17 protein-coding genes and 1 tRNA gene are annotated in these 18,148 nt (G+C 60.5%); 8 read left to right on the forward strand and 10 right to left on the reverse strand.

From position 1 onward, the window contains the following. The 3 genes from ACK3SC_RS09235 to ACK3SC_RS09245 form a co-directional block, all read right to left on the reverse strand. Positions 1-2,571: a cbb3-type cytochrome c oxidase subunit I gene (locus ACK3SC_RS09235; protein ID WP_416839826.1), complete on the reverse strand. Its 2,571-nt coding sequence runs from the start codon at positions 2,569-2,571 to the stop codon at positions 1-3. After that, complete coding sequence (gene coxB / locus ACK3SC_RS09240; RefSeq protein ID WP_416839827.1) at positions 2,568-3,299, reverse strand: cytochrome c oxidase subunit II; 732 nt, start codon at positions 3,297-3,299, stop codon at positions 2,568-2,570. The genes ACK3SC_RS09235 and coxB overlap by 4 nt, the downstream gene beginning before the upstream one ends. Before the next feature lie 141 nt (positions 3,300-3,440). Further along, positions 3,441-3,956, reverse strand: a complete 516-nt coding sequence (locus ACK3SC_RS09245; protein WP_416839828.1) for a DUF6789 family protein — start codon at positions 3,954-3,956, stop codon at positions 3,441-3,443. A 171-nt stretch (positions 3,957-4,127) separates the two neighbouring features. On the opposite strand from ACK3SC_RS09245, the gene cyaB reads away from it, so the two are divergent. The 5 genes from cyaB (at position 4,128) to ACK3SC_RS09270 (ending at position 8,337) form a co-directional block, all read left to right on the forward strand. After that, entirely contained in the window at positions 4,128-4,685 is a 558-nt protein-coding gene (cyaB, locus tag ACK3SC_RS09250; RefSeq protein WP_416839829.1) for a class IV adenylate cyclase, read from the forward strand. 191 nt (positions 4,686-4,876) lie between these two features. Further along, positions 4,877-6,085 carry a methionine adenosyltransferase gene (locus ACK3SC_RS09255; protein ID WP_416839830.1) on the forward strand — a complete coding sequence of 403 codons (1,209 nt, stop codon included), beginning with the start codon at positions 4,877-4,879 and terminating at the stop codon, positions 6,083-6,085. A gap of 102 nt (positions 6,086-6,187) precedes the next feature. Next, positions 6,188-7,363 (forward strand): tRNA uracil 4-sulfurtransferase ThiI, encoded by a 1,176-nt coding sequence (thiI, locus tag ACK3SC_RS09260; protein ID WP_416839831.1) that lies wholly within the window; start codon positions 6,188-6,190, stop codon positions 7,361-7,363. A 224-nt stretch (positions 7,364-7,587) separates the two neighbouring features. Next, positions 7,588-7,842, forward strand: a complete 255-nt coding sequence (locus ACK3SC_RS09265; protein WP_416839832.1) for a hypothetical protein — start codon at positions 7,588-7,590, stop codon at positions 7,840-7,842. Between the two features lie 42 nt (positions 7,843-7,884). Next, positions 7,885-8,337, forward strand: a complete 453-nt coding sequence (locus ACK3SC_RS09270; RefSeq protein ID WP_416839833.1) for a DUF5804 family protein — start codon at positions 7,885-7,887, stop codon at positions 8,335-8,337. Positions 8,338-8,374: 37 nt separating this feature from the next. Here the strand turns inward: ACK3SC_RS09270 and ACK3SC_RS09275 are convergent, their stop codons facing one another. Then, positions 8,375-9,289 carry a PLP-dependent cysteine synthase family protein gene (locus ACK3SC_RS09275; protein WP_416839834.1) on the reverse strand — a complete coding sequence of 305 codons (915 nt, stop codon included), beginning with the start codon at positions 9,287-9,289 and terminating at the stop codon, positions 8,375-8,377. Positions 9,290-9,486: 197 nt separating this feature from the next. Here ACK3SC_RS09275 and ACK3SC_RS09280 point away from each other — a divergent pair, with 197 nt between their 5' ends. Then, entirely contained in the window at positions 9,487-9,864 is a 378-nt protein-coding gene (locus ACK3SC_RS09280; protein ID WP_416839835.1) for a thioredoxin family protein, read from the forward strand. A gap of 8 nt (positions 9,865-9,872) precedes the next feature. Here ACK3SC_RS09280 and ACK3SC_RS09285 read toward each other — a convergent pair whose 3' ends face one another. Then, on the reverse strand, positions 9,873-11,990 hold the full coding sequence (locus tag ACK3SC_RS09285; protein ID WP_416839836.1) for a thioredoxin domain-containing protein: 2,118 nt from the start codon (positions 11,988-11,990) through the stop codon (positions 9,873-9,875). A gap of 170 nt (positions 11,991-12,160) precedes the next feature. Between ACK3SC_RS09285 and purD the strand changes: the two genes are divergently transcribed. Then, positions 12,161-13,447: a phosphoribosylamine--glycine ligase gene (gene purD, locus ACK3SC_RS09290; RefSeq protein ID WP_416839837.1), complete on the forward strand. Its 1,287-nt coding sequence runs from the start codon at positions 12,161-12,163 to the stop codon at positions 13,445-13,447. Positions 13,448-13,522: 75 nt separating this feature from the next. Next, positions 13,523-14,032, forward strand: coding sequence for an acyltransferase (locus ACK3SC_RS09295; protein WP_416839838.1), 510 nt, complete (start codon positions 13,523-13,525; stop codon positions 14,030-14,032). A 26-nt stretch (positions 14,033-14,058) separates the two neighbouring features. Here the strand turns inward: ACK3SC_RS09295 and ACK3SC_RS09300 are convergent, their stop codons facing one another. From ACK3SC_RS09300 to ACK3SC_RS09320, 5 genes are all read right to left on the reverse strand, one after another. After that, a complete protein-coding gene (locus ACK3SC_RS09300; protein WP_416839839.1) occupies positions 14,059-15,087 on the reverse strand; it encodes a sensor histidine kinase in 1,029 nt (342 codons plus the stop codon). A 65-nt stretch (positions 15,088-15,152) separates the two neighbouring features. Then, positions 15,153-15,866, reverse strand: coding sequence for a hypothetical protein (locus ACK3SC_RS09305; protein ID WP_416839840.1), 714 nt, complete (start codon positions 15,864-15,866; stop codon positions 15,153-15,155). Positions 15,867-16,000: 134 nt separating this feature from the next. Further along, positions 16,001-16,813, reverse strand: a complete 813-nt coding sequence (locus ACK3SC_RS09310; protein ID WP_416839841.1) for a mechanosensitive ion channel family protein — start codon at positions 16,811-16,813, stop codon at positions 16,001-16,003. 1 nt (position 16,814) lies between these two features. Beyond that, positions 16,815-17,624, reverse strand: coding sequence for a diadenylate cyclase (gene dacZ / locus ACK3SC_RS09315; protein WP_151108795.1), 810 nt, complete (start codon positions 17,622-17,624; stop codon positions 16,815-16,817). A gap of 425 nt (positions 17,625-18,049) precedes the next feature. Continuing rightward, positions 18,050-18,132: transfer RNA gene (locus tag ACK3SC_RS09320), tRNA-Leu, on the reverse strand. Positions 18,133-18,148: the final 16 nt, after the last annotated feature.

The following is an 18,148-nucleotide window of genomic DNA, read 5'->3' on the forward strand; positions in this document are numbered from 1 at the left end:
TCACAGGATGTAGAACAGCGGGAAGAGGAACAGCCAGACGATGTCGACGAAGTGCCAGTAGAGACCGAAGTACTCCACCGTGCGGTTGTCGTCGAGGTACGCGCCCCGCCAGGCGCGTGCAGTCAGGAACAGTGCGATGAGGAGCCCCGCGATGACGTGGGCCGCGTGAAGCCCCGTCGTCAAGAAGAACGTAGAGGCACGGATGTTCGTCGAGAGCCACAGTCCCTCGTGGAAGAGGTGCTGCCACTCTAGAGCCTTGTTGAGGAGGAAGCCAATCCCGAGGACGAACGTCGCCGAGAGACTCGTCACGACGCCCAGTCTGTGTCGTTTCTCGGCCGCGACGAGCGCGAGGACGACGGTGAAACTGCTCGTCAACAGGATGTAGGTGTTGATGAGCCCCGGGATGGGGTCCGACGGAATGGGGTCCCACGCAGTCCACCCGAAGGCGAATCGCGTGAAGATGTAGGCACCGAGGAAGCCGCCGAACAGCACGACGTCGGAGGCGAGGAATATCCACATCCCCACCTTTTTGTTGTCGATTCCGGAGAACGGCCACGCTTCACCCTCATCGAAGACGGGGCCGTGGAACGGTTCGAGGCCCATCGCGACGAGCGACCCGAGTGTGATGACAAATCCGGCGACTGCCGTCGTCGCGTAGGCGGCCCCCTCCATCCCCGCTGGGAACGCAGCGTTCTGCATGGGTGAGATGCCAAGGAGGACGAGGAACCCCCCGAGCGACAGCACGAACGGCCAGATACTGGCGTGACTCGGTCCTTCGACTTCGGTCGACTCGATGTCTTCGTAGATGGTCGTTATCGCGGTCTTCGCCGAGGTTGCCATACCACCGTCAGTCGTAGTTCCGCCGTCCGATGCGGCAGGTGCCCCACCAGACGGTTCTTTGTCGCGACTCCGGATGAACGAGAGGTGACCGTCGCGGTAGGTCGGCGTCCCCTCGAAGTTTTCGAGTGGCGGTGGCGACGAGACGGCCCACTCTGCGGTCGTGGCGTACTCCCACGGGTTGCCCGGGGCCGGTTCGCCGGTGAAGGAGCTCTTGAACAGGTTGTAGAACATGATGAGGAACGACAACCCGAGGATGAACCCGCCGATGGTGGCGATCTGGTGCCACGGAGCGAGACCCGGTGCGTAGTCGAAGACGCGGCGCGGGGTCTCCCAGGCGATGAACAGCGGGAAGTACAGCAAGTTGAAGCCGATGAAGTAGGCGACGAAGTGGACCTTGCCGAGGAACTCGTCGTACATTCGGCCAGTCATCTTCGGGAACCAGTAGTAGAGCCCCCCGACGAGTGCTGTGACGCCGCCGACCATCACGTAGTGGAAGTGTGCGACGACCCAGTAGGTGCCGCGGAATTCGTAGTCGAGGACGACGGCCCCGAGGAAGACGCCGGTGATGCCACCGATGATGAACAGGAGCAACGCCCCGAAGACGAAGAGGAATGGCGTCGTGAAGCGTATCTTCCCCTTCAACATGGTGTAGATGAGCGCGAACACCATCAGGTCGAACGGGAGTGAGATACCGATGGTCGTCACCATGAAGAGCGTCTTCACCTGGAGGTTGATGCTCGTCAGGAACATGTGGTGCATCCAGACGACGAAACTCTGGATGGCGACGAGCACCATCGCGATGATGAACCACTTCCGCCCGACGATACGGCGACCGGTGAAGGTCTGGAACACTTCAGCCATGACGCCGAGCGCCGGGAAGAAGACGATGTACACCTCGGGGTGGCCGAAGAACCAAAAGAGGTGTGTCCAGAGGAGCGCCCCGGCAGGCGATTCGAGTGTGAAGTAGGTTGTCCCGAGGAGGCGGTCCGCAGAGAGCACCATCAACGCGGCCAGAAGCGCCGCGAACGCGAACAGCATCATCCAGACGGTGAGGAGAATCGTCCAGCTAAACAGCGGGAGGTTTCGAAGCGTCATTCCCTCCGCTCGCATCCGATGCATCGTCGTCAAGAAGTTGACCGACGAGACGGTGACGGAGGCGACGAACAAGACGAGCGCTAACACCGCCGTCGACGCCCCAACGTCCGGTGTGAACGTCGGGACGTTCAACGGGGCATACATCGTCCACCCGCCTGAGAACGTCCCACCCTGGAAGAACGAGATACCGAAGAGGATGCCCGAGAAGAGGTACAGCCAGTAACTCAGCGCGTTCAGTCGCGGGAACGCGAGGTCTTTCGCGCCGAGCTGGAGCGGGACGATGTAGTTGGCAAAGCCGAACGCGAACGGCGAGAGGAACCAAAAGACCATCAGTAACCCGTGGGCAGAAACTGCCTGATTGTACGCGAGCGGCGCGATGAACTCCTGTCCGGGTGGACGCGGTGCCCACATCTGGATGCGCATCAACCACGCGAGGACGCCACCGAGGACGAGGAAGAACAACGACGTGACGATGTAGAGAATCCCAACGTCCTTGTGGTTCGTCGTGATGAACCACCGTTTGATGCTCCCCGTGCCGGGGAAGTCGTGGTGGTCGTCGTGGTGGTCGTCGGCGGGAACGACGTCGCTTCCGACGTTCGACCCACCGTCTGTCCGCTCAGGGGTTTCGTCAGTCATACTGCTGCCTCCATGGATGCTGATTCACTTTCGTTACTGGTGTTCTCGTACCACGCTTCGTACTCGTCGGGGGGCATGACGATAATCTCCGCTTTCATGAACGAGTGGCCAGTCCCACACAGTTCGTAACACTGTGCGGTGTAGGTTCCAGTCTCGTCTCCGATAAACCAGGTCTCCGTCTCCTGGCCCGGCATGGCGTCAGTCTTCACCCGCAACCCGGGAGCCCCGAAGTTATGGAATACGTCCGCTGATGTGACTGTCAGCCTGACCGGTTTGTCTGCCGGCACTCGAAGCACGCCGTCGGTGGTGTGGCCGTTCGGGTAGGTGAATCGCCATCCGAACTGGTAGCCTTCGACTTCCACGTTCAGCGACTCCTGGTCAGATGGACCGTCCTCGACGTACAACAGCGTGAGATACGTCCACGAGACGAGCGACACCACGATGATCATGCTCATGAAAAACGACGTTGCGAGCTTCCTTCCGCCCGAATCACCCGACGGTAGTTCGCCCAAGATGGGCGTGTCCTCCGGGTCGTCTTTCCCGTTTCCGGACCCGTCTCGGTACTTGTAGGCGTTGTAAACCATATAACCGATGACGACGATGCCGACGAGCGTCCCGAGAACGAGAAACACGACGAAGATGTTCTCGAAGACGGTGACACGCGTCCCCCTCGGGATGAGACCCGATTGAATCGGTAGGGGGCTACTGAGCAGAAGTTGTGTGCTCATTGATAACATCCTCCACTCCCGTTAATTAACGTTCATGATAATCACTGTTTCGGCGAACAGCGTCCACTCGCCAACAGGTCTGAAACACAGAAGAGCACTGGTTCGAGACGGTATTACATCAATTTTCTACCAGATTTTTGCCTAGACCTCGTGTTGGGGGATGCCGACCCGCGAATCGAGGATGTAGCCAAGTGCGAGGCCGTAGACCCAGTGGGCGACGAGCGAGAACACGATGAACGAGGCGATGATGGCGACGTTTCCGTCGGGCCAGAACGCCGGGACGAACCCAACCCAGTAGAGCGTCGCGAACGAGACACCTCTGAGGTATCCGGGGTTCTCTGGTGGCAGGAACGCCCCGACGACGACGAACGTTATCGGGAGAACCAACACCCCACCGATGCCGAAGAGAACGATTCCCAACGGTACACTCGGTTCGAACCCGAAGAACAACGCAATCCCAGCGAATCGCGTAATCGGTTCAGTCACGAAGAGTCCGAGTAACTCTGGTATCCCAACCAGTATTGGGAGCATCAACACCGTGCCGAGGAGGCCACCTGCCATCGCGGTGAGGATGACACGCCCCGTAATCGCCGGGTCGATGGTCTCACCAACAGACTGCTCAACACTGGACGTCGAACTCGGAGTTTCTTGACTCATGTTCTCGTCGTACTACAACCCCCCTCACGATAAAGGGTAACAATTGACATAGTTCGATAATAGAATATCAGTTATTCGACAAGAACTGGCCATCAAACGGCCGAGAGAGACCGAACGTCGCTCGGTCACGAGTCGCCGGCGTTTTTGTCACTCGAACCGACGCAGTGGACGATGTACGAAGTCGAGGTCAAAGTCCGCGCAGACCACGATGCAATTCGTGAGCGGCTCGAAGCGGCAGGAGCGACCCACGTCAACCGCGTCAGACAAGTCGACACCTACTACGACGCACCACACAGGGACTTCGCAGCGACAGACGAAGCGCTTCGACTCCGACGTGAATCACAGTACGAGTCGGGAGCCGTCGTCGACGAAGAGACCAACGTCACCTACAAAGGGCCGCTCGTGGACGAATCCTCGAAGACTCGACGTGAGTTAGAAACCAGTGTCGAAGACGGCGACACCATGGACGCACTCATCGCTGCAGTCGGATTCGACCCTGCGGCGACCGTCGAAAAAGAACGCGAGCGATTCGTGCTCGACGGCTACACCGTCTCTCTCGACGCTGTCTCCGGTCTGGGTGAGTTCGTCGAAGTAGAAATCGAAGTCGAATCCGGTGTGGACGAGGCCCGGAAGGGCGCGTTTTCTGTCCTCGACGTGTTGGGACTCGACCCAGGCGACCAGATTCGAACGTCCTACCTTGGAATGCTACTCGGTGCGCCCGAGGAGTAACACTTCACCGACGCGGTCAGTCTCGTGCCCCACCGTCGCGGTCAGTCTCGTATCCCACCGTCGCGGTCAGTCCCGTCGCACTCAGGGCCTACAAATCGGGCTACTCCCATGCCACGAATGCGCACCGGTAATACAACACCCGCCGAAGGTTTCCGCAAGTTATAGAACCGCCCGCTGGGTAATTCTGGATAATGACTGATCGGAACATTCGTCTCGAATCCGCCGAGAAGCGTGCGGTCGAGGACCAGGAGGTCGAAATCGTCGAGCGAAAGGGCATCGGACACCCCGACTCCATCTGTGACGGGATCGCGGAATCCGTCTCGCGCGCACTCTCGAATCTCTACATCGAGCGCGTCGGGAAGGTGCTCCACTACAACACCGACGAGACACAACTCGTCGCCGGGACTGCCGCCCCTGCGTTCGGCGGCGGCGAAGTCATCGAACCCATCTACCTGCTCATCGTCGGCCGTGCCACGAAGAAGTACGACGGCAAGCAACTTCCCGTCGATGCTGTGGCCCTTCGCGCCGCCCGCGACTATCTGAAGGAGAACCTCCCCGAACTCGACGTCGGCACCGACGTCATCGTCGACGTAAAACTCGGCGAGGGGTCCGGCGACCTTCAGGACGTGTTCGGCGAAGAGACCCAAGAGGTTCCGATGGCGAACGACACCAGTTTCGGTGTCGGCCACGCGCCACTCACGGAAACCGAGCAAATCGTCCTCGAGACCGAACGCGCGCTCAACGGCGCACGCTACGGAACCGACCATCCCGAACTCGGACAGGACATCAAGATTATGGGCAAGCGCGAGGGCGACGTCATCGACGTGACCGTCGCCGCCGCGATGGTCGACGGCTACATCGACGACATGGACGACTACATCGCCGCCGTCGACGACGTTCGCGCCTTCGTAACCGAACTCGCCAGTGAGTACACCGACCGCGAGGTCAACGTCGAAGTCAACACCGCCGACGATTACGACGACGGCTCCATCTACCTCACGACGACCGGCACCTCCGCCGAACAGGGTGACGACGGCTCCGTTGGCCGTGGCAACCGCGCGAACGGCCTCATCACGCCGAACCGCCCCATGAGTATGGAAGCGACGTCCGGCAAGAACCCCGTCAACCACATCGGGAAGATTTACAACCTGCTTTCGACCCACATCGCCGAGACAGTCGTCGCCGAAGTCGACGGCATCCGCGACCTGCAGGTCCGACTCCTCTCGCAGATCGGCCGCCCCATCGACGAGCCGCACGTCGCCGACGCGAAAGTCATCACAGACGACGGCGTCACCGTCGCCGACATCGAAGCCGAAGTCGTCGCCATCATCGACCGCGAACTCGCCAACGTGACCGACATCACGCGTCGCACCATCGAAGGCGAACTCTCGACGTTCTGAGCAGGCGGTCAGTCCCCTGTTCTGCTATCTTCGCTATCTTCGCTCCTGAAGTGCCACCATTCGAAACGAGACGCTGAAGAGTACCCACAGAGAACGACGTGTGTGAACCAGACGGCGCACGTCGTCCTCGTCGGATACGGCGAGGTTGGGACCAAGAGTTCGAGCGTCCGGGCGAAGATGGAGGCACGACTCCGAGAGAACCTTCAGGCGGTCCTCGACGACCGGTCGCTCTCGGGCCGCGTCGAGGGCGAATGGTCGCGAATCGTCGTCCGCGACCCGACAGACCCCGAAGCAGTCGCCGCCGCGTGCGCCGACGTTCCGGGCGTCGTTTGGGCCCGGCCGAGCGTCGTCTGCGACCCGACGTTGGACGCAATCGTCGCCACCTGTCGGAGACTGGCAGCCGACCACCCCGATGGAGCGAGGTTCGCGATCGACGGAGACAGAGTCGGCGCGAAAGACGCACACGACTTCTCAAGTCGAGACATTGCCCGCAAGGCGGGGTCGATCGTCGTCGAAGAAACTGGTGCGCCCGTCGATTTAGACGACCCAGAGCGCACGTATCGAGTCGAGTGTCGTGAGGACGCCGCCTACGTCTCAGTCCGCCGATTCGATGGACCGGGTGGCCTGCCACTCGGCACGCAAGGAAAGACAGTCTCGCTCGTCTCCGGCGGTATCGACTCACCCGTCGCGACGTGGGAGATGATGCGTCGAGGCTGTGAAGTCGTCCCAGTGTACGTCGATTTGGGCGATTTCGGCGGTGCAGACCACCGCGCCCGCGCACTCGAGACGGTCAGGGCCATCGCTCGCAGAGCCCCGAACTTCGACATGCGAGTCCACGTCGTCCCGGGAGACGAGGTGGTTCAGAAACTGATGGACACGGTCGAAGCGACGCGGATGCTCTCGCTCCGGCGGGTGATGCTTGCAATCGCGGCCGAAGTCGCAAAGGACGAACACGCCCACTCCATCGTGACCGGCGAGTCACTCGGGCAGAAATCGAGTCAGACGGGAGAGAACATCGCGGTGACGGAGGCAGTCGTGGACTATCCCGTCCACCGGCCACTGTTCACCCGCGACAAGACTGCAATTGTCGAAGCGGCGCGAGAACTCGGCACCTACACCGACTCGACGCTCCCGGTCGGGTGCGAGCGAGTCGCCCCGTCGTTCCCCGAGACCAACGCCTCGCTCTCTGCCGTCGAGTCGGCCGAACCCGACGAGTTGTTCGACCTCGCGGTCGAGGCCGTTCGGAACCGACGCCTCGTGTCGGTGACGCAGGACTGAGTTCGGAGATGTTGGCAGTGTCGAGTAACTGATATCGACAGACAGCCACGCCCTGGATTCGTCTCAGCTCTCGGTGAGGAATGGTATCGAACTATTTGTCAATCAATCGTGCGAGAGGTATGCAAACGCCCACCATATTCGATATTTTACGACTGTTCAGATATGTTTGCGACGATAATTTGTACAAAAAAGGATTTATCTACGTCGAGCCCGACGGTTCCGCTATGTCGCGAACATCGCACATCGGTCGAAGCCCTCCCAGCCCAGAGTGGCGAATACACCACCGGGCAGTCCGGACCGACTGGTCAGACAGCATCGAGCGGTGTGCCGCGTGTGACGCCCCCGTCGACATGTGCGAAGCCCACTATCAGGTGGTTCTCGACCGGGATATCGATGGTCCCGGGAAACTCAGCTTCGAACGCAAGCGCCTCGTCTTCTGTGACGAATCCTGTGCGGACATGTGGATCGGTCACGTCTGAGTACCGGAACCGCTTTACCGAATCCCGACAGTCCATTTCGACGTGACGCAGGTCTGTATCGTCGGGTCCGATGGAGTGCACCTCCAGTACGAGTTGTTGTCGAGAGACACCGCCCGTGCGGCGCTGTCGACGTACGACATCACTGAACCGTTCGAGAACTCGTTAGCCGTCAATACCGTGAGTATCGGCGCTGCAGTCTCACTCCTGAACGACCTCAACTGGTATCTCGTTCGTTTCGCTGCGTTCTCGCTCGTCCTCCAACCATCTATCTCCGAAGACGAATGGCTCTCTCGTGAGCTCGCACGACAGGTGCGCGACGGCGACGTTCGGCCTGAAGAGACAGGCGACAACCTCGCTATCTACGGCATCGAAGACGGCCGTCTGGTCGAACCGATGTACGTCACTCGGGTCGATGGGGCGGTTCCCTCGTACGACCTCAGAGACGTCGAAGAGACGCTGGTCGTCCGTGTCGCAGAAGACGAATTCGGCAGGTAGCGCGCCGGCCAGAAAACAGCGAGTTGGTTCGTCGAAGTCAGTCGAACATGCCGGTGGACATGTAGCGCTCGCCGGAGTCCCAGAACACAGTGACGACGAGTGGTTCGTCACCGTCGCCCGGTTCGGGGTCTGCGAGACGACCGGCGACGCGCTTCGCGGCGAGAAGCGATGCGCCAGACGACTGCCCCGCGAGGATACCCTCTTCGCGAGCGAGACGGCGACATTCGGTGACTGCGTCGTCGAACTCGACGACTTCGATATCGTCGAGCAAGTCGGTGTCGAGGTTCGGACTGACGAAACCGGGGCCCATCCCCTGAAACATGTTGTTGTCGACGTCGCCGCCGGAGAGGACGGCGCTCGCGGCGGGTTCGACACCGACGATGTCCATCGACGGGAACTCTTCTTTGAGTCGGCGGCCGTTTCCGGTAATCGTGCCGCCAGTACCGATACCGGCGACGAAGGCGTCGATTTCTCTGTCACCAATCTGGTCGAGAATCTCCTCTGCAGTCGTCCGGTAGTGTGCGTCTGGATTCGCGGGGTTCTCGAACTGCCGGAGTTGGTACATTCCTTCCTCCTGTTCGAGTTCGTCGGCCCGGTCTTTGGCGTCGGAGATGTCGCCCTCGACGAGTTCGATCGTCGCGCCGTAGGCACGCATTATCTGGCGACGCTCGGGTGACATCGACTCGGACATGACGATAGTCAGGTCGTAGCCTTTCGCCGCCGCGACGACAGAGAGACCGATTCCCGTGTTGCCCGACGTCGGTTCGACGATTGGATCGCCGGGTTCGATGTCGCCTGCCTCCTCTGCCGCCTCGACCATGGCGAGCGCCGGCCGGTCTTTGGCCGACCCACCGGGGTTCTTGGACTCTATCTTCGCCGCAATCGTCGACCCGTCGGGGGAGTCGACTCGGACCAGCGGCGACCCGATAGTATCGAGGATACTGTCGTCCATCGCCCCGCAGTACTCAGTGCGTACCTAAACGACTGGCGGAGTCGGTGGAATCGGCCACTGTTTTGGCGGCTGTCGCGTCCATCGGCGCTCGCGCACGACAGCAGTCTGCTGGTTTGCGGGTGACAGTAACCTGCAGTCTGGTGGCGAGCACCGCCGCGAGCGCACTGGTTAAATCGGTCCAGACGGTACACCGAGGCATGGCTGAAGCTGGAACGCTCGAAACGATGCAACCGAACCCCGCGTGGGACGCCGCGTCCTACGAGGACGCTGTCGCAACCCTCGGCGTAGACGACTACACGTTCAAAGTCTGGGGTGGCGACTGGTGTGGCGACTGCCGGCGCCAACTTCCTGACTTCGCCGCCGCACTCGACGCCGCCGGCGTCGCACCCGAAAACATCGAACACTACCCCGTCGAGAAAGCCGACGACGGGTCGAAGATTGGCCCGCTGGTCGACGAGTACGGTATCGAGTTCATCCCGACTGTCGTCGTCGAAAAAGACGGTGACGAACTCGCACGCTTCGTCGAAGAAGAAGCGGTTCCGATTGCTGTCTTTCTCGCCGACCAGCTCTCCTAATTTCTGCGTTACGCGTCGTTTCCGTCGCCCGCCGTGAACCACGCCAGCGCCTCGTCTAACTCGTGGGTCGGCGCAGAGCAGGTGAAGTTCTCACAGGCGTAGACGGTCGGTTCGCCGTCGGTCGCCTCTCGGGCTGCCCAGATTGGTGGTGTTTCGTCCAGTCCGAGTTCAGCAAGCCACGAGTCGAGTTCCTCGTCTGTTCCGGGTCGCAGAGAGACGACGAGGCCCGGGAAGTAGCGCGATGCGAGCGTCTCGCGCCACTCAGCAGGAACCTCGTCGGCCGCGATGGTGAGTTCTGGAACGCCGTTATCGGCCTTCTCGGCAGCGAGCGCGAGCGAGACGTGTTCGAGTGGACCGCTGCGAATGCGGTTGGCGTAACTTTCGAGGACGGCGTCGGCCGCCTCCACGAATCCTGCGTCGGTATCGAAGTGTTCGAGGTCCAGGAAGAGCGACGTTGCGACACCGAGACTCGACGGCGTCGACTGGTCCGTCGCCTCCTGTGGGCGCGTCACGAGCGTTTCACCGCTCTCGGGTGTGAAGTAGAGCGTGCCGGCGTCGTCGTCGTAGAACTCTCGAAGTGTCGCCCGTGCAAGGTCGAGCGCGAACGCGAGTGGGTCGAGGTCACCGGTCGCCTGATACAGGTCGAACGCGCCGCGGGCGAGGAACGCGTAATCTTCGAGATAGCCGTCGCCTTTCACTTCGCCGTTCATCACGCGACGGGCGAGCGTCTTCGTATTCTCGTCCCAGAGGCTCTCGCGAACGAAGTCGAGTGCGCGACGGGCGTCGGTTGCGAGTGAGTCGTCTTCGAGTGCGACAGCACCCTGTGCGAACGCCGAAATCATCAGGCCGTTCCACCCGGCGAGAATCTTCTCGTCGCGGGCGGGTCGTTCTCGTCCCTCGCGGGCCGCAAAGAGCGCTTTTCGGACCTTCGAGAGGTGTTCTTCGACTTCAGATTCAGTGAGGTCGTACTCGTCTGCGAGTTCCGGAATCGTCGCCGAGACGTTCAGCACTGTCGTCTTGTGCTCGAAGTTTCCGCCCGGGGTGATGCCGTAGCGGTCACAGAACAGGTCGGCTTCGAGTTCTGGAACGAGACTCCGCACGTCGTCGGGCGTCCAGACGTAGAACGTTCCTTCTTCACCGCCGGACTGTGCGTCGAGTGTCGAGTAAAAACCGCCGTCGTCGTCGGTGAGTTCTCTGCGGACGAACTCGAACGTCTCGCGTGCGACGGTGGCGTACTCTTCGGTTCCAGTCAGGCGGTAGGCGTCGAGATAACGCGGTGTGAGTCCCGCCTGATCGTACAGCATCTTCTCGAAGTGGGGGACGGTCCACTCGCGGTCCACGCAGTAGCGGTGGAACCCCCCGCCGAGGTGGTCTCGCAAGCCACCGTTCGCCATCGCGTCGAGTCCTTCGCGTGCGACTTCGAGCGCTTCTGTGCGACCCGTCATGGAGTATCCCCGGAGAAGTGCGTCGATGCGGCCGGGTTGTGGGAACTTCGGCCCACCGCTTCCGAACCCGCCGTGGTCGCGGTCTGCGGCACGGAGTGCGGCCTGTACTGTCGAGTCGAGTATCTCCGAACCGGGCGTCTCACCCGGCTGGCTTGGCGTCTCCTCTAACTGGTCGGTTATCGCACGAGTCCACTGCGTCGCACGGTTTTCTATCTCTTCACGGTCGGTCTGCCACGACTCGGCGAAACTCTCGACGATGTCGCGGAATCCGGGCGCACCACGGCGTGGTTCCGGTGGGAAGTACGTGCCGACGAAGAACGGTTTGCCCTGTGGAGTGAGCCAGACAGAGAGGGGCCAGCCACCACCACCGGTGACGAGTTGGCAGATGGTCTGATAGATACGGTCGAGATCCGGTCGCTCTTCTCGGTCGACTTTTACTGGTATGAACTGTTCGTTGAGAATCTCGGCGATGTCCGGGTCAGAGAAACTCTCGTCGGCCATGACGTGACACCAGTGACACGCCGAGTAGCCGACAGAGAGGAAGATGGGTTTGTCTTCCTCACGGGCCGCTTCGAGGGCCGTCTCGTCCCACGGTTGCCAGTTGACCGGGTTGTCCGCGTGCTGGCGGAGGTACGGGCTTTGCTCCTCGTCGAGTCGGTTGCGTCCCACCGGGTCGGTCATAGTTCGAATACGGCACTCCGAGAACTAAAGCGACGTGGAGGCGGCCGGTTGCACCGTCGTCGCGGCGTCGATACGAGCAGGTGTCGATGTGGCGTGAATATGCAAGAGTATGCTTATTCTTGTGTGGATGAAGGACAATCTTTACACTCTCGTGCGCAGGGTATGCGTGTATGAGCGAAACCGTCCTTCTCGTCGGCGGCGGCGGCCGAGAGCACGCGATTGCCCGTGCGCTGGCACCCGACTGTACGCTGTACGCCTGTGCGAGCAACCGAAACCCCGGTATCGCCGAACTGGCCGAAGGCTTCGAAATCATCTCCGAGACGGCGGCCGACGACATCGTCGCGTACGCCGAATCAGTAGGAGCGACGCTCGCGGTCGTCGGCCCCGAGTCAGGTCTCGCCGCAGGCGTCTCCGACGCCCTCGACGCGGCCGGAATCTACACCTTCGGCCCGCAGGAGGCAGAAGCACGCATCGAGACCGACAAAGCGTTCCAGCGCCGGTTCATGCGCGACAACGACATCCCGGGTAATCCGGACTTCGCCACCTTCGACGACATGGCGGCGGCCTGCGACTACATCGACGAATACGACGGCGACCTCGCGGTCAAACCCGCTGGCCTGACCGGTGGGAAAGGGGTGAAAGTCATCGGCGACCAGGTGACTCCCGAAGAGGCCAAGGAGTACCTCCTCGACTCCGACTACGAACGCGTCGTCCTCGAAGAGCGACTCGTCGGTGAGGAGTTCACCATTCAGGCGTTCGTCGCCAACGGTGAGTTCCGCGTCAGTCCTGCCGTTCAGGACCACAAGCGCGCCTACGAGGGTGACGAAGGCCCGAACACCGGTGGCATGGGGAGTTACACCGACGTGACGCCGTCGCTCCCGTTCATGGCCGATGGCGATTACGACGCCGCTGTCGAAGTCATCGAAGCAGTGGTCGACGCGATGCCCGACTACAAGGGCATCCTCTACGGCCAGTTCATGCTCACGAGCGACGGCCCGAAAGTCATCGAGTTCAACGCCCGCTTCGGCGACCCCGAGGCGATGAACACGCTCCCGGTCCTCGAAACGCCGTTCATCGACGTGCTCGTTGCCGCTCGTGACGGAGAACCGCTCCCCGAACTCGACTTCGCCGAGAAAGCGACTGTCTGTAAGTACGCCGTCCCCGAGGGCTACCCAACCGACCCGAAAGCAGGCGCGAAAATCACGGTGAACGTCGACGAGGACAGTGACGCACACCTGTTCTACGCGAGCGTCGACGCCCGCGACGATGGCCTCTACACGACCACTTCTCGGTCGTTCGCCGTCGTCGGCCACGCAGAGAGCATCGCACAGGCCGAACAGATAGCCGAGAGCGCACTGGTCGACGCCGGCGACGGGTTCCACATCCGTCACGACATCGGCACCGAAGGACTCGTTCAACGTCGTATCGACCACATGGCAGCAATCCGCGGCGAGTAACCCGGCCGACTCGACGCTTGGTTTTCCCCGTCTCACGGCGTGGCCGCTTTTACCCTCCCCGTCTAATCGACTGCCGTGACAGACGACTCCACGCCCCGACACGACCGCATCGACCATCATCCGACACCCGGACCGCTCAATTCGCTCCAGTACTGGACGGACGCCAAACCGGTCTGGCGAGTCATGCTCAACTATCTGTTCGTCCTCGTCGCTCGAATCGCACCCTCACTTCGCGTTCGGAGTTGGGCACTCAGGCGAATCGGTGTCACCGTCGGAACTGGCGTCTCGTGGGGACTCGAAGCGACGCCAGACGTGTTCTGGCCGGAACTCGTCACCGTCGAAGACCACGCGATAATCGGCTACGACTCGGTCATCCTCTGTCACGAGTTCCTCCAAGACGAGTACCGAACTGGCGAAGTCGTCGTCGGCGAACGCGCCATGATTGGGGCGAAAGCGACCATCCTTCCGGGCGTTCGAATCGGTGCGGGTGCGCAGGTGGCGGCGAACTCGCTCGTCACACGAGACGTGCCGGCGGGAGAAACCGTCGCAGGTGTGCCAGCACGGCCGATGTCGGAGTCCGAGTAAGCACCGAGAACAGTGGTGGGCGGCGGTCAGTCGCCGACGTATCGCTCTTCTTCGAGACGGATACAGAACACTGCTCCCTCGTCGTCGTTGTCTTCGACCCAGAGGTCGCCGTTGTACGACGAGATGACGTTGTCTGCGAAAAACAGGCTAATCCCCGTTCCGTGGTGAAGTTGGTCGTACTCCTCGCGCCCGAAGATGAGGTCACGCTGGTCTTCGGGGACGCCCGGTCCGTTGTCCGCGACGCGAATGTGGACGTGTCCGTCCTCACGTACGAGCGTGATTTCGATTCGAGGCGTCTGTTTGTCGTTGTGCGCGACGGCGTTTTCGAGGAGACACTCGATAGCTTCACCGAGCAAATCGTCTGCGATGACCTCGACTTTGGGGAAGTTGTCGAATTCGAACTCCGCTTCCGGGAATTCGATGTTCGCATCGATGATTTTCTTCTGTAAGATTACGTCGAGTCGGACAGGACGGTTCGACTGGTCGTGTGACCGTTCGAGCAGGTCACGAAGGTCACGCGCTCGCTCTGACTTGTGGACGATGTCCAGCACTTTGTCCTGCACCAGTTGGAGTTCTTCGAGCGCCTGTTCGTCGTCGATTCTGCTCGCGACCTGCTGTGTGTAGCCGTAGACGATGTTGAGTTCGTTACGGAGGTCGTGTCTGAGCAGTCGACTGAGTACCTCCGAGACGTTCTCGTACTGCCGTTGTTTGGTGGTGTCGAGGAAGAACGCGAGAAAGCCCTGTACGTCGCCGTCGATGACGATTGGTGTCGCAAACCCGTTCCCGTAGACGACTCGGTCGTCGGTTCGACGCACCACGAACTCGCCCGACCACGTCTCTTCGTCGAGCATGTTCTCGATGATGTCGTAGTACGCTTCTTCGTTGCCCGCGATGAGTCCCACAGGTTCTCCGACTATCTCGTCGTACTCGTACCCGAGAAAGTCGAGTCCAGCGTCGTTGATGTCTCGAAACGCAAAGTTCGTGTCCGCGATGAGCATGGGGATGTCTGTGCTTCGGAACGCTTCTCGATACACATCCGGATTAGTATCCACCATGCAGTTGTGGCGGTAGAATTGCCCCACCACTACTTATTATCGGCGGTCATTCGACCGAGAAATCGTTACGCTTCCCGTAGTTCGAAGATTCGCTGGTAGTAGCGAGCGACGATATCGATCGTCGATTCGATATCCTGTTCGGCGTCTTCACGACTCCAGGTGTCGTGATTGTCGACGCCGGCGACGAAATACTCGGAGAGTTTGTCGATATCACTCGCGTTCGCGTTCGGGACCATCCGTGCGAGTTTGATTCGGTGTGCACGGCGTGCAATAGACCGCCACCCATCTCGGCGCTGTCCGTGGTATCGCCAGAATCGAGCGTGAAGGACCGCGTATTCGTCGTCGATCTGTGTCTCCTCACAGACCTCTTCGAGAAGTTCCCGGACCAGTTCCCACCGCGGGTCATCGTTGATCGACATCCCGGGAACCGCCTCTGCGACGTTCACGAAGGTGTCCTCTGGCACCGGCCCCGGCCCCGAAAGACAGTCGTAGAACTCTGCGCGGTTCTCGATTTCGTCCTGGAGAAACAGCGCCTGCATGAACAGGCTGCCTGCGCGTTCGGCGTTGTCGAGAGGGACGGTCGGAAAGTCGATTTTGAACGACTGAGACATGTATCCCGACGCTTTGGTGGCCGCTCCGCGAGCTGCGTCGAAATCACACGCGATGAGATGTTTCTCCCGCAAATCCTGGTAATGAAACCCACGAAGAAGTGTCTCGGCGGCCTCACGTGCCTGTCGAGAGGGTGCCGGAATATCGAGGGGTGGGAGATTTTTCTTCATCGCATTCAGTGAATCTGATATCAAAGAATCTCTGGTCCACTTCTAAACTGTTATGGCGTCATATTGATATAAGGCCCCATACGCGTCATACGTGCGTCGTACGACGCCTCTCATCAGAAGTCAACCGTGTGGAGTTAGCGGACCCGCCCGACTCCTTCGTCGAAGACGCGCGCGTTCGGGAGGATGTATTCTCTATCTTCAGATTCGACGTACGTGACGAACATGTCGAATTCTTGAACCACTCCGTGTACGTCGCCGACGACGATCTCGTCTCCGATACTGTACGGTTGCGTAAACAGGAGGTACGTCCCTGCGGCCCCCGATCTGAGGAGGTCGTGAAAGGCGACAGCGCTGAGGACGATGAGTCCCAATAGATACGCTCCGAGAAGGACGATGAGCGCGCCGATCGCGACACCGACCTGAGAGAGCGCGATAAGCGCCGCGAGGAAGAAGACCGTGTACTTCGCGAGCGACGGGAGGATGTTCACCTGCGGGAGTTTGACGCCACGGAAGCGCTCGGCGACGAGGAGTTCGATCTTGTCGCCGACGACGATGCCGACGATGAGCACCAAGATGGCGATGAACAGTTGTGGAAGGATGGCGAGGACGAGGCCCCAAAACTGGTCGACGTAGTTGACGCCGACGAACGAGAGTGCGGCGACGAGCGCGAGTCCCAGGACGAAGTACCGTGTCAGCCACGACAGTATCTCTATCGTCGAGGTGTCGAAATCACGTGCAGCCCGTTCGAACGCCGTCCCCTCGATTGCATCGGGAACCCCAACTCTGACGAGCAATCGCTGGACGACTGTCCCGGCGGCGTACGCGAGGACGAGCCCGAGCGCGAGGATGGCGACGACGCCAAGAAACCGCAATCCTGCGGTCTGGACGATCTGGTCGATGATACTGCTGATGGACTGAAGAAGCAGGGGCTGGGCGGACCCCACCATCTCAGTAGTCCTCCGGGTCGATTTCCAGAATCATCTTTCCGCCTTTGAACGCTCGAACGAGGCCGTCAGACTCCGAGAGGACGATTGCCGTCGCGTTGGTGTCGCGGGTAATCGCACCGCCGGCCATGTGCCGTGCACCGAGGCCTTTCGGAATATCGACGCCCTCGGCAGAGGGTTCGAGATAGCGGTACGCGGAGACGATTTTCCCCGAGTCCGAGATGACGAACGCGCCGTCGAGTCGGGAGAACTCCTTGAGCATCACGTTGACGATGGGGTCGCCGACGTAGACGTGCGACTTCTCGAACGGGTTGTACGAGAGTGGCCGCGACTTGTTCATCACCTTGCCCGCGTCGCCGACGATGAACAGCGCCCCTACTGGTTCGCCTTTCTGTCCTTTCTTCCCCAGTTCGATGGCTACCTCGAACACGTCACGAATGACGCCGGGGTCTGCCCGCGAGTTGGCGAAGAGGTCGTAGATGCCCGAACGCATGTTCTCTTCGACGCGAACCCGGACGACCGTGTCTGGGTCGCCGCCGAAGATGCCCACGTTGCAGGCGATAGTGTCACCTGCCTCGACGATGCTTTGTTCCATCGCACCCTCGACACCGAATCGAATCCGGTCTTTGACGTTCTGGAACTGGAGCGGCAGTTCCACGAACGTCTCCGCGTCGACTGTGTTCTCGGGAGCGATGACGACCGTTGGGACTTCAGCCTCTTCGAACCGCTCGTAGTGGGAGTGGCTCGGGGTGAAGAGGAAGAGCCCATCGACATCCATCACGATGTCGCCTAATAATTCAGATAACGCCGCCATTGGTGGACACACACACCGGGTGAGAAAAAGGGTTGTGTCGCGTCAGACGCATGGCTTGCGATTCTCGGAGGTGATGTGCGTGGATTGCCGGATGTACTCGGGGAGTTATTGGTTGTGAAAACTGGAATGGGGAAATAAGGGAGCGAGAGGCCCGATTGGGGGGGTTGGGAGTCTGACGAGAGATGAGGGTCTGAGGGTGGTTTTGGGGTTCGTGGGCGAAAATCAGCCGTCTGTGACAGGATTCGAACGTTGTGCAGTTCCTGCTCGTTTTCAAACGAGCGAAACGAGTGTGAACCTCAATTGCTCCTCTCTAGGGAAAGCTGGTTGCACGGGACAGGATTCGAACCACGGTCGCTCCTTTCAGTCGCTCCCTGATTCGAATCCTTTGGCGTGCATACACGTCTCTCACGGTGTTTGAGACGGTATGCACGGGACAGGATTCGAACCTGCGGAGGTCTACACCACAGCGTCCTAAGCGCTGCGCCTTTGGCCACTTGGCTACCCGCGCATGTCGGGCACTATCG

This window comes from Haloferax sp. DFSO52 (genome assembly GCF_048158745.1).
Classification (GTDB): domain Archaea; phylum Halobacteriota; class Halobacteria; order Halobacteriales; family Haloferacaceae; genus Haloferax.

Coding starts and splice junctions, on each gene's coding strand:
- ACK3SC_RS09275 (WP_416839834.1), bottom strand. CDS start 9,289: ATGGACGACAGTATCCTCGATACTATCGGGTCGCCGCTGGTCCGAGTC.
- ACK3SC_RS09245 (WP_416839828.1), bottom strand. CDS start 3,956: ATGAGTCAAGAAACTCCGAGTTCGACGTCCAGTGTTGAGCAGTCTGTT.
- ACK3SC_RS09265 (WP_416839832.1), top strand. CDS start 7,588: ATGTCGCGAACATCGCACATCGGTCGAAGCCCTCCCAGCCCAGAGTGG.
- ACK3SC_RS09255 (WP_416839830.1), top strand. CDS start 4,877: ATGACTGATCGGAACATTCGTCTCGAATCCGCCGAGAAGCGTGCGGTC.
- ACK3SC_RS09310 (WP_416839841.1), bottom strand. CDS start 16,813: ATGGTGGGGTCCGCCCAGCCCCTGCTTCTTCAGTCCATCAGCAGTATC.
- ACK3SC_RS09305 (WP_416839840.1), bottom strand. CDS start 15,866: ATGAAGAAAAATCTCCCACCCCTCGATATTCCGGCACCCTCTCGACAG.
- ACK3SC_RS09280 (WP_416839835.1), top strand. CDS start 9,487: ATGGCTGAAGCTGGAACGCTCGAAACGATGCAACCGAACCCCGCGTGG.
- ACK3SC_RS09285 (WP_416839836.1), bottom strand. CDS start 11,990: ATGACCGACCCGGTGGGACGCAACCGACTCGACGAGGAGCAAAGCCCG.
- ACK3SC_RS09235 (WP_416839826.1), bottom strand. CDS start 2,571: ATGACTGACGAAACCCCTGAGCGGACAGACGGTGGGTCGAACGTCGGA.
- coxB (WP_416839827.1), bottom strand. CDS start 3,299: ATGAGCACACAACTTCTGCTCAGTAGCCCCCTACCGATTCAATCGGGT.
- cyaB (WP_416839829.1), top strand. CDS start 4,128: ATGTACGAAGTCGAGGTCAAAGTCCGCGCAGACCACGATGCAATTCGT.
- ACK3SC_RS09300 (WP_416839839.1), bottom strand. CDS start 15,087: ATGGTGGATACTAATCCGGATGTGTATCGAGAAGCGTTCCGAAGCACA.
- dacZ (WP_151108795.1), bottom strand. CDS start 17,624: ATGGCGGCGTTATCTGAATTATTAGGCGACATCGTGATGGATGTCGAT.
- purD (WP_416839837.1), top strand. CDS start 12,161: ATGAGCGAAACCGTCCTTCTCGTCGGCGGCGGCGGCCGAGAGCACGCG.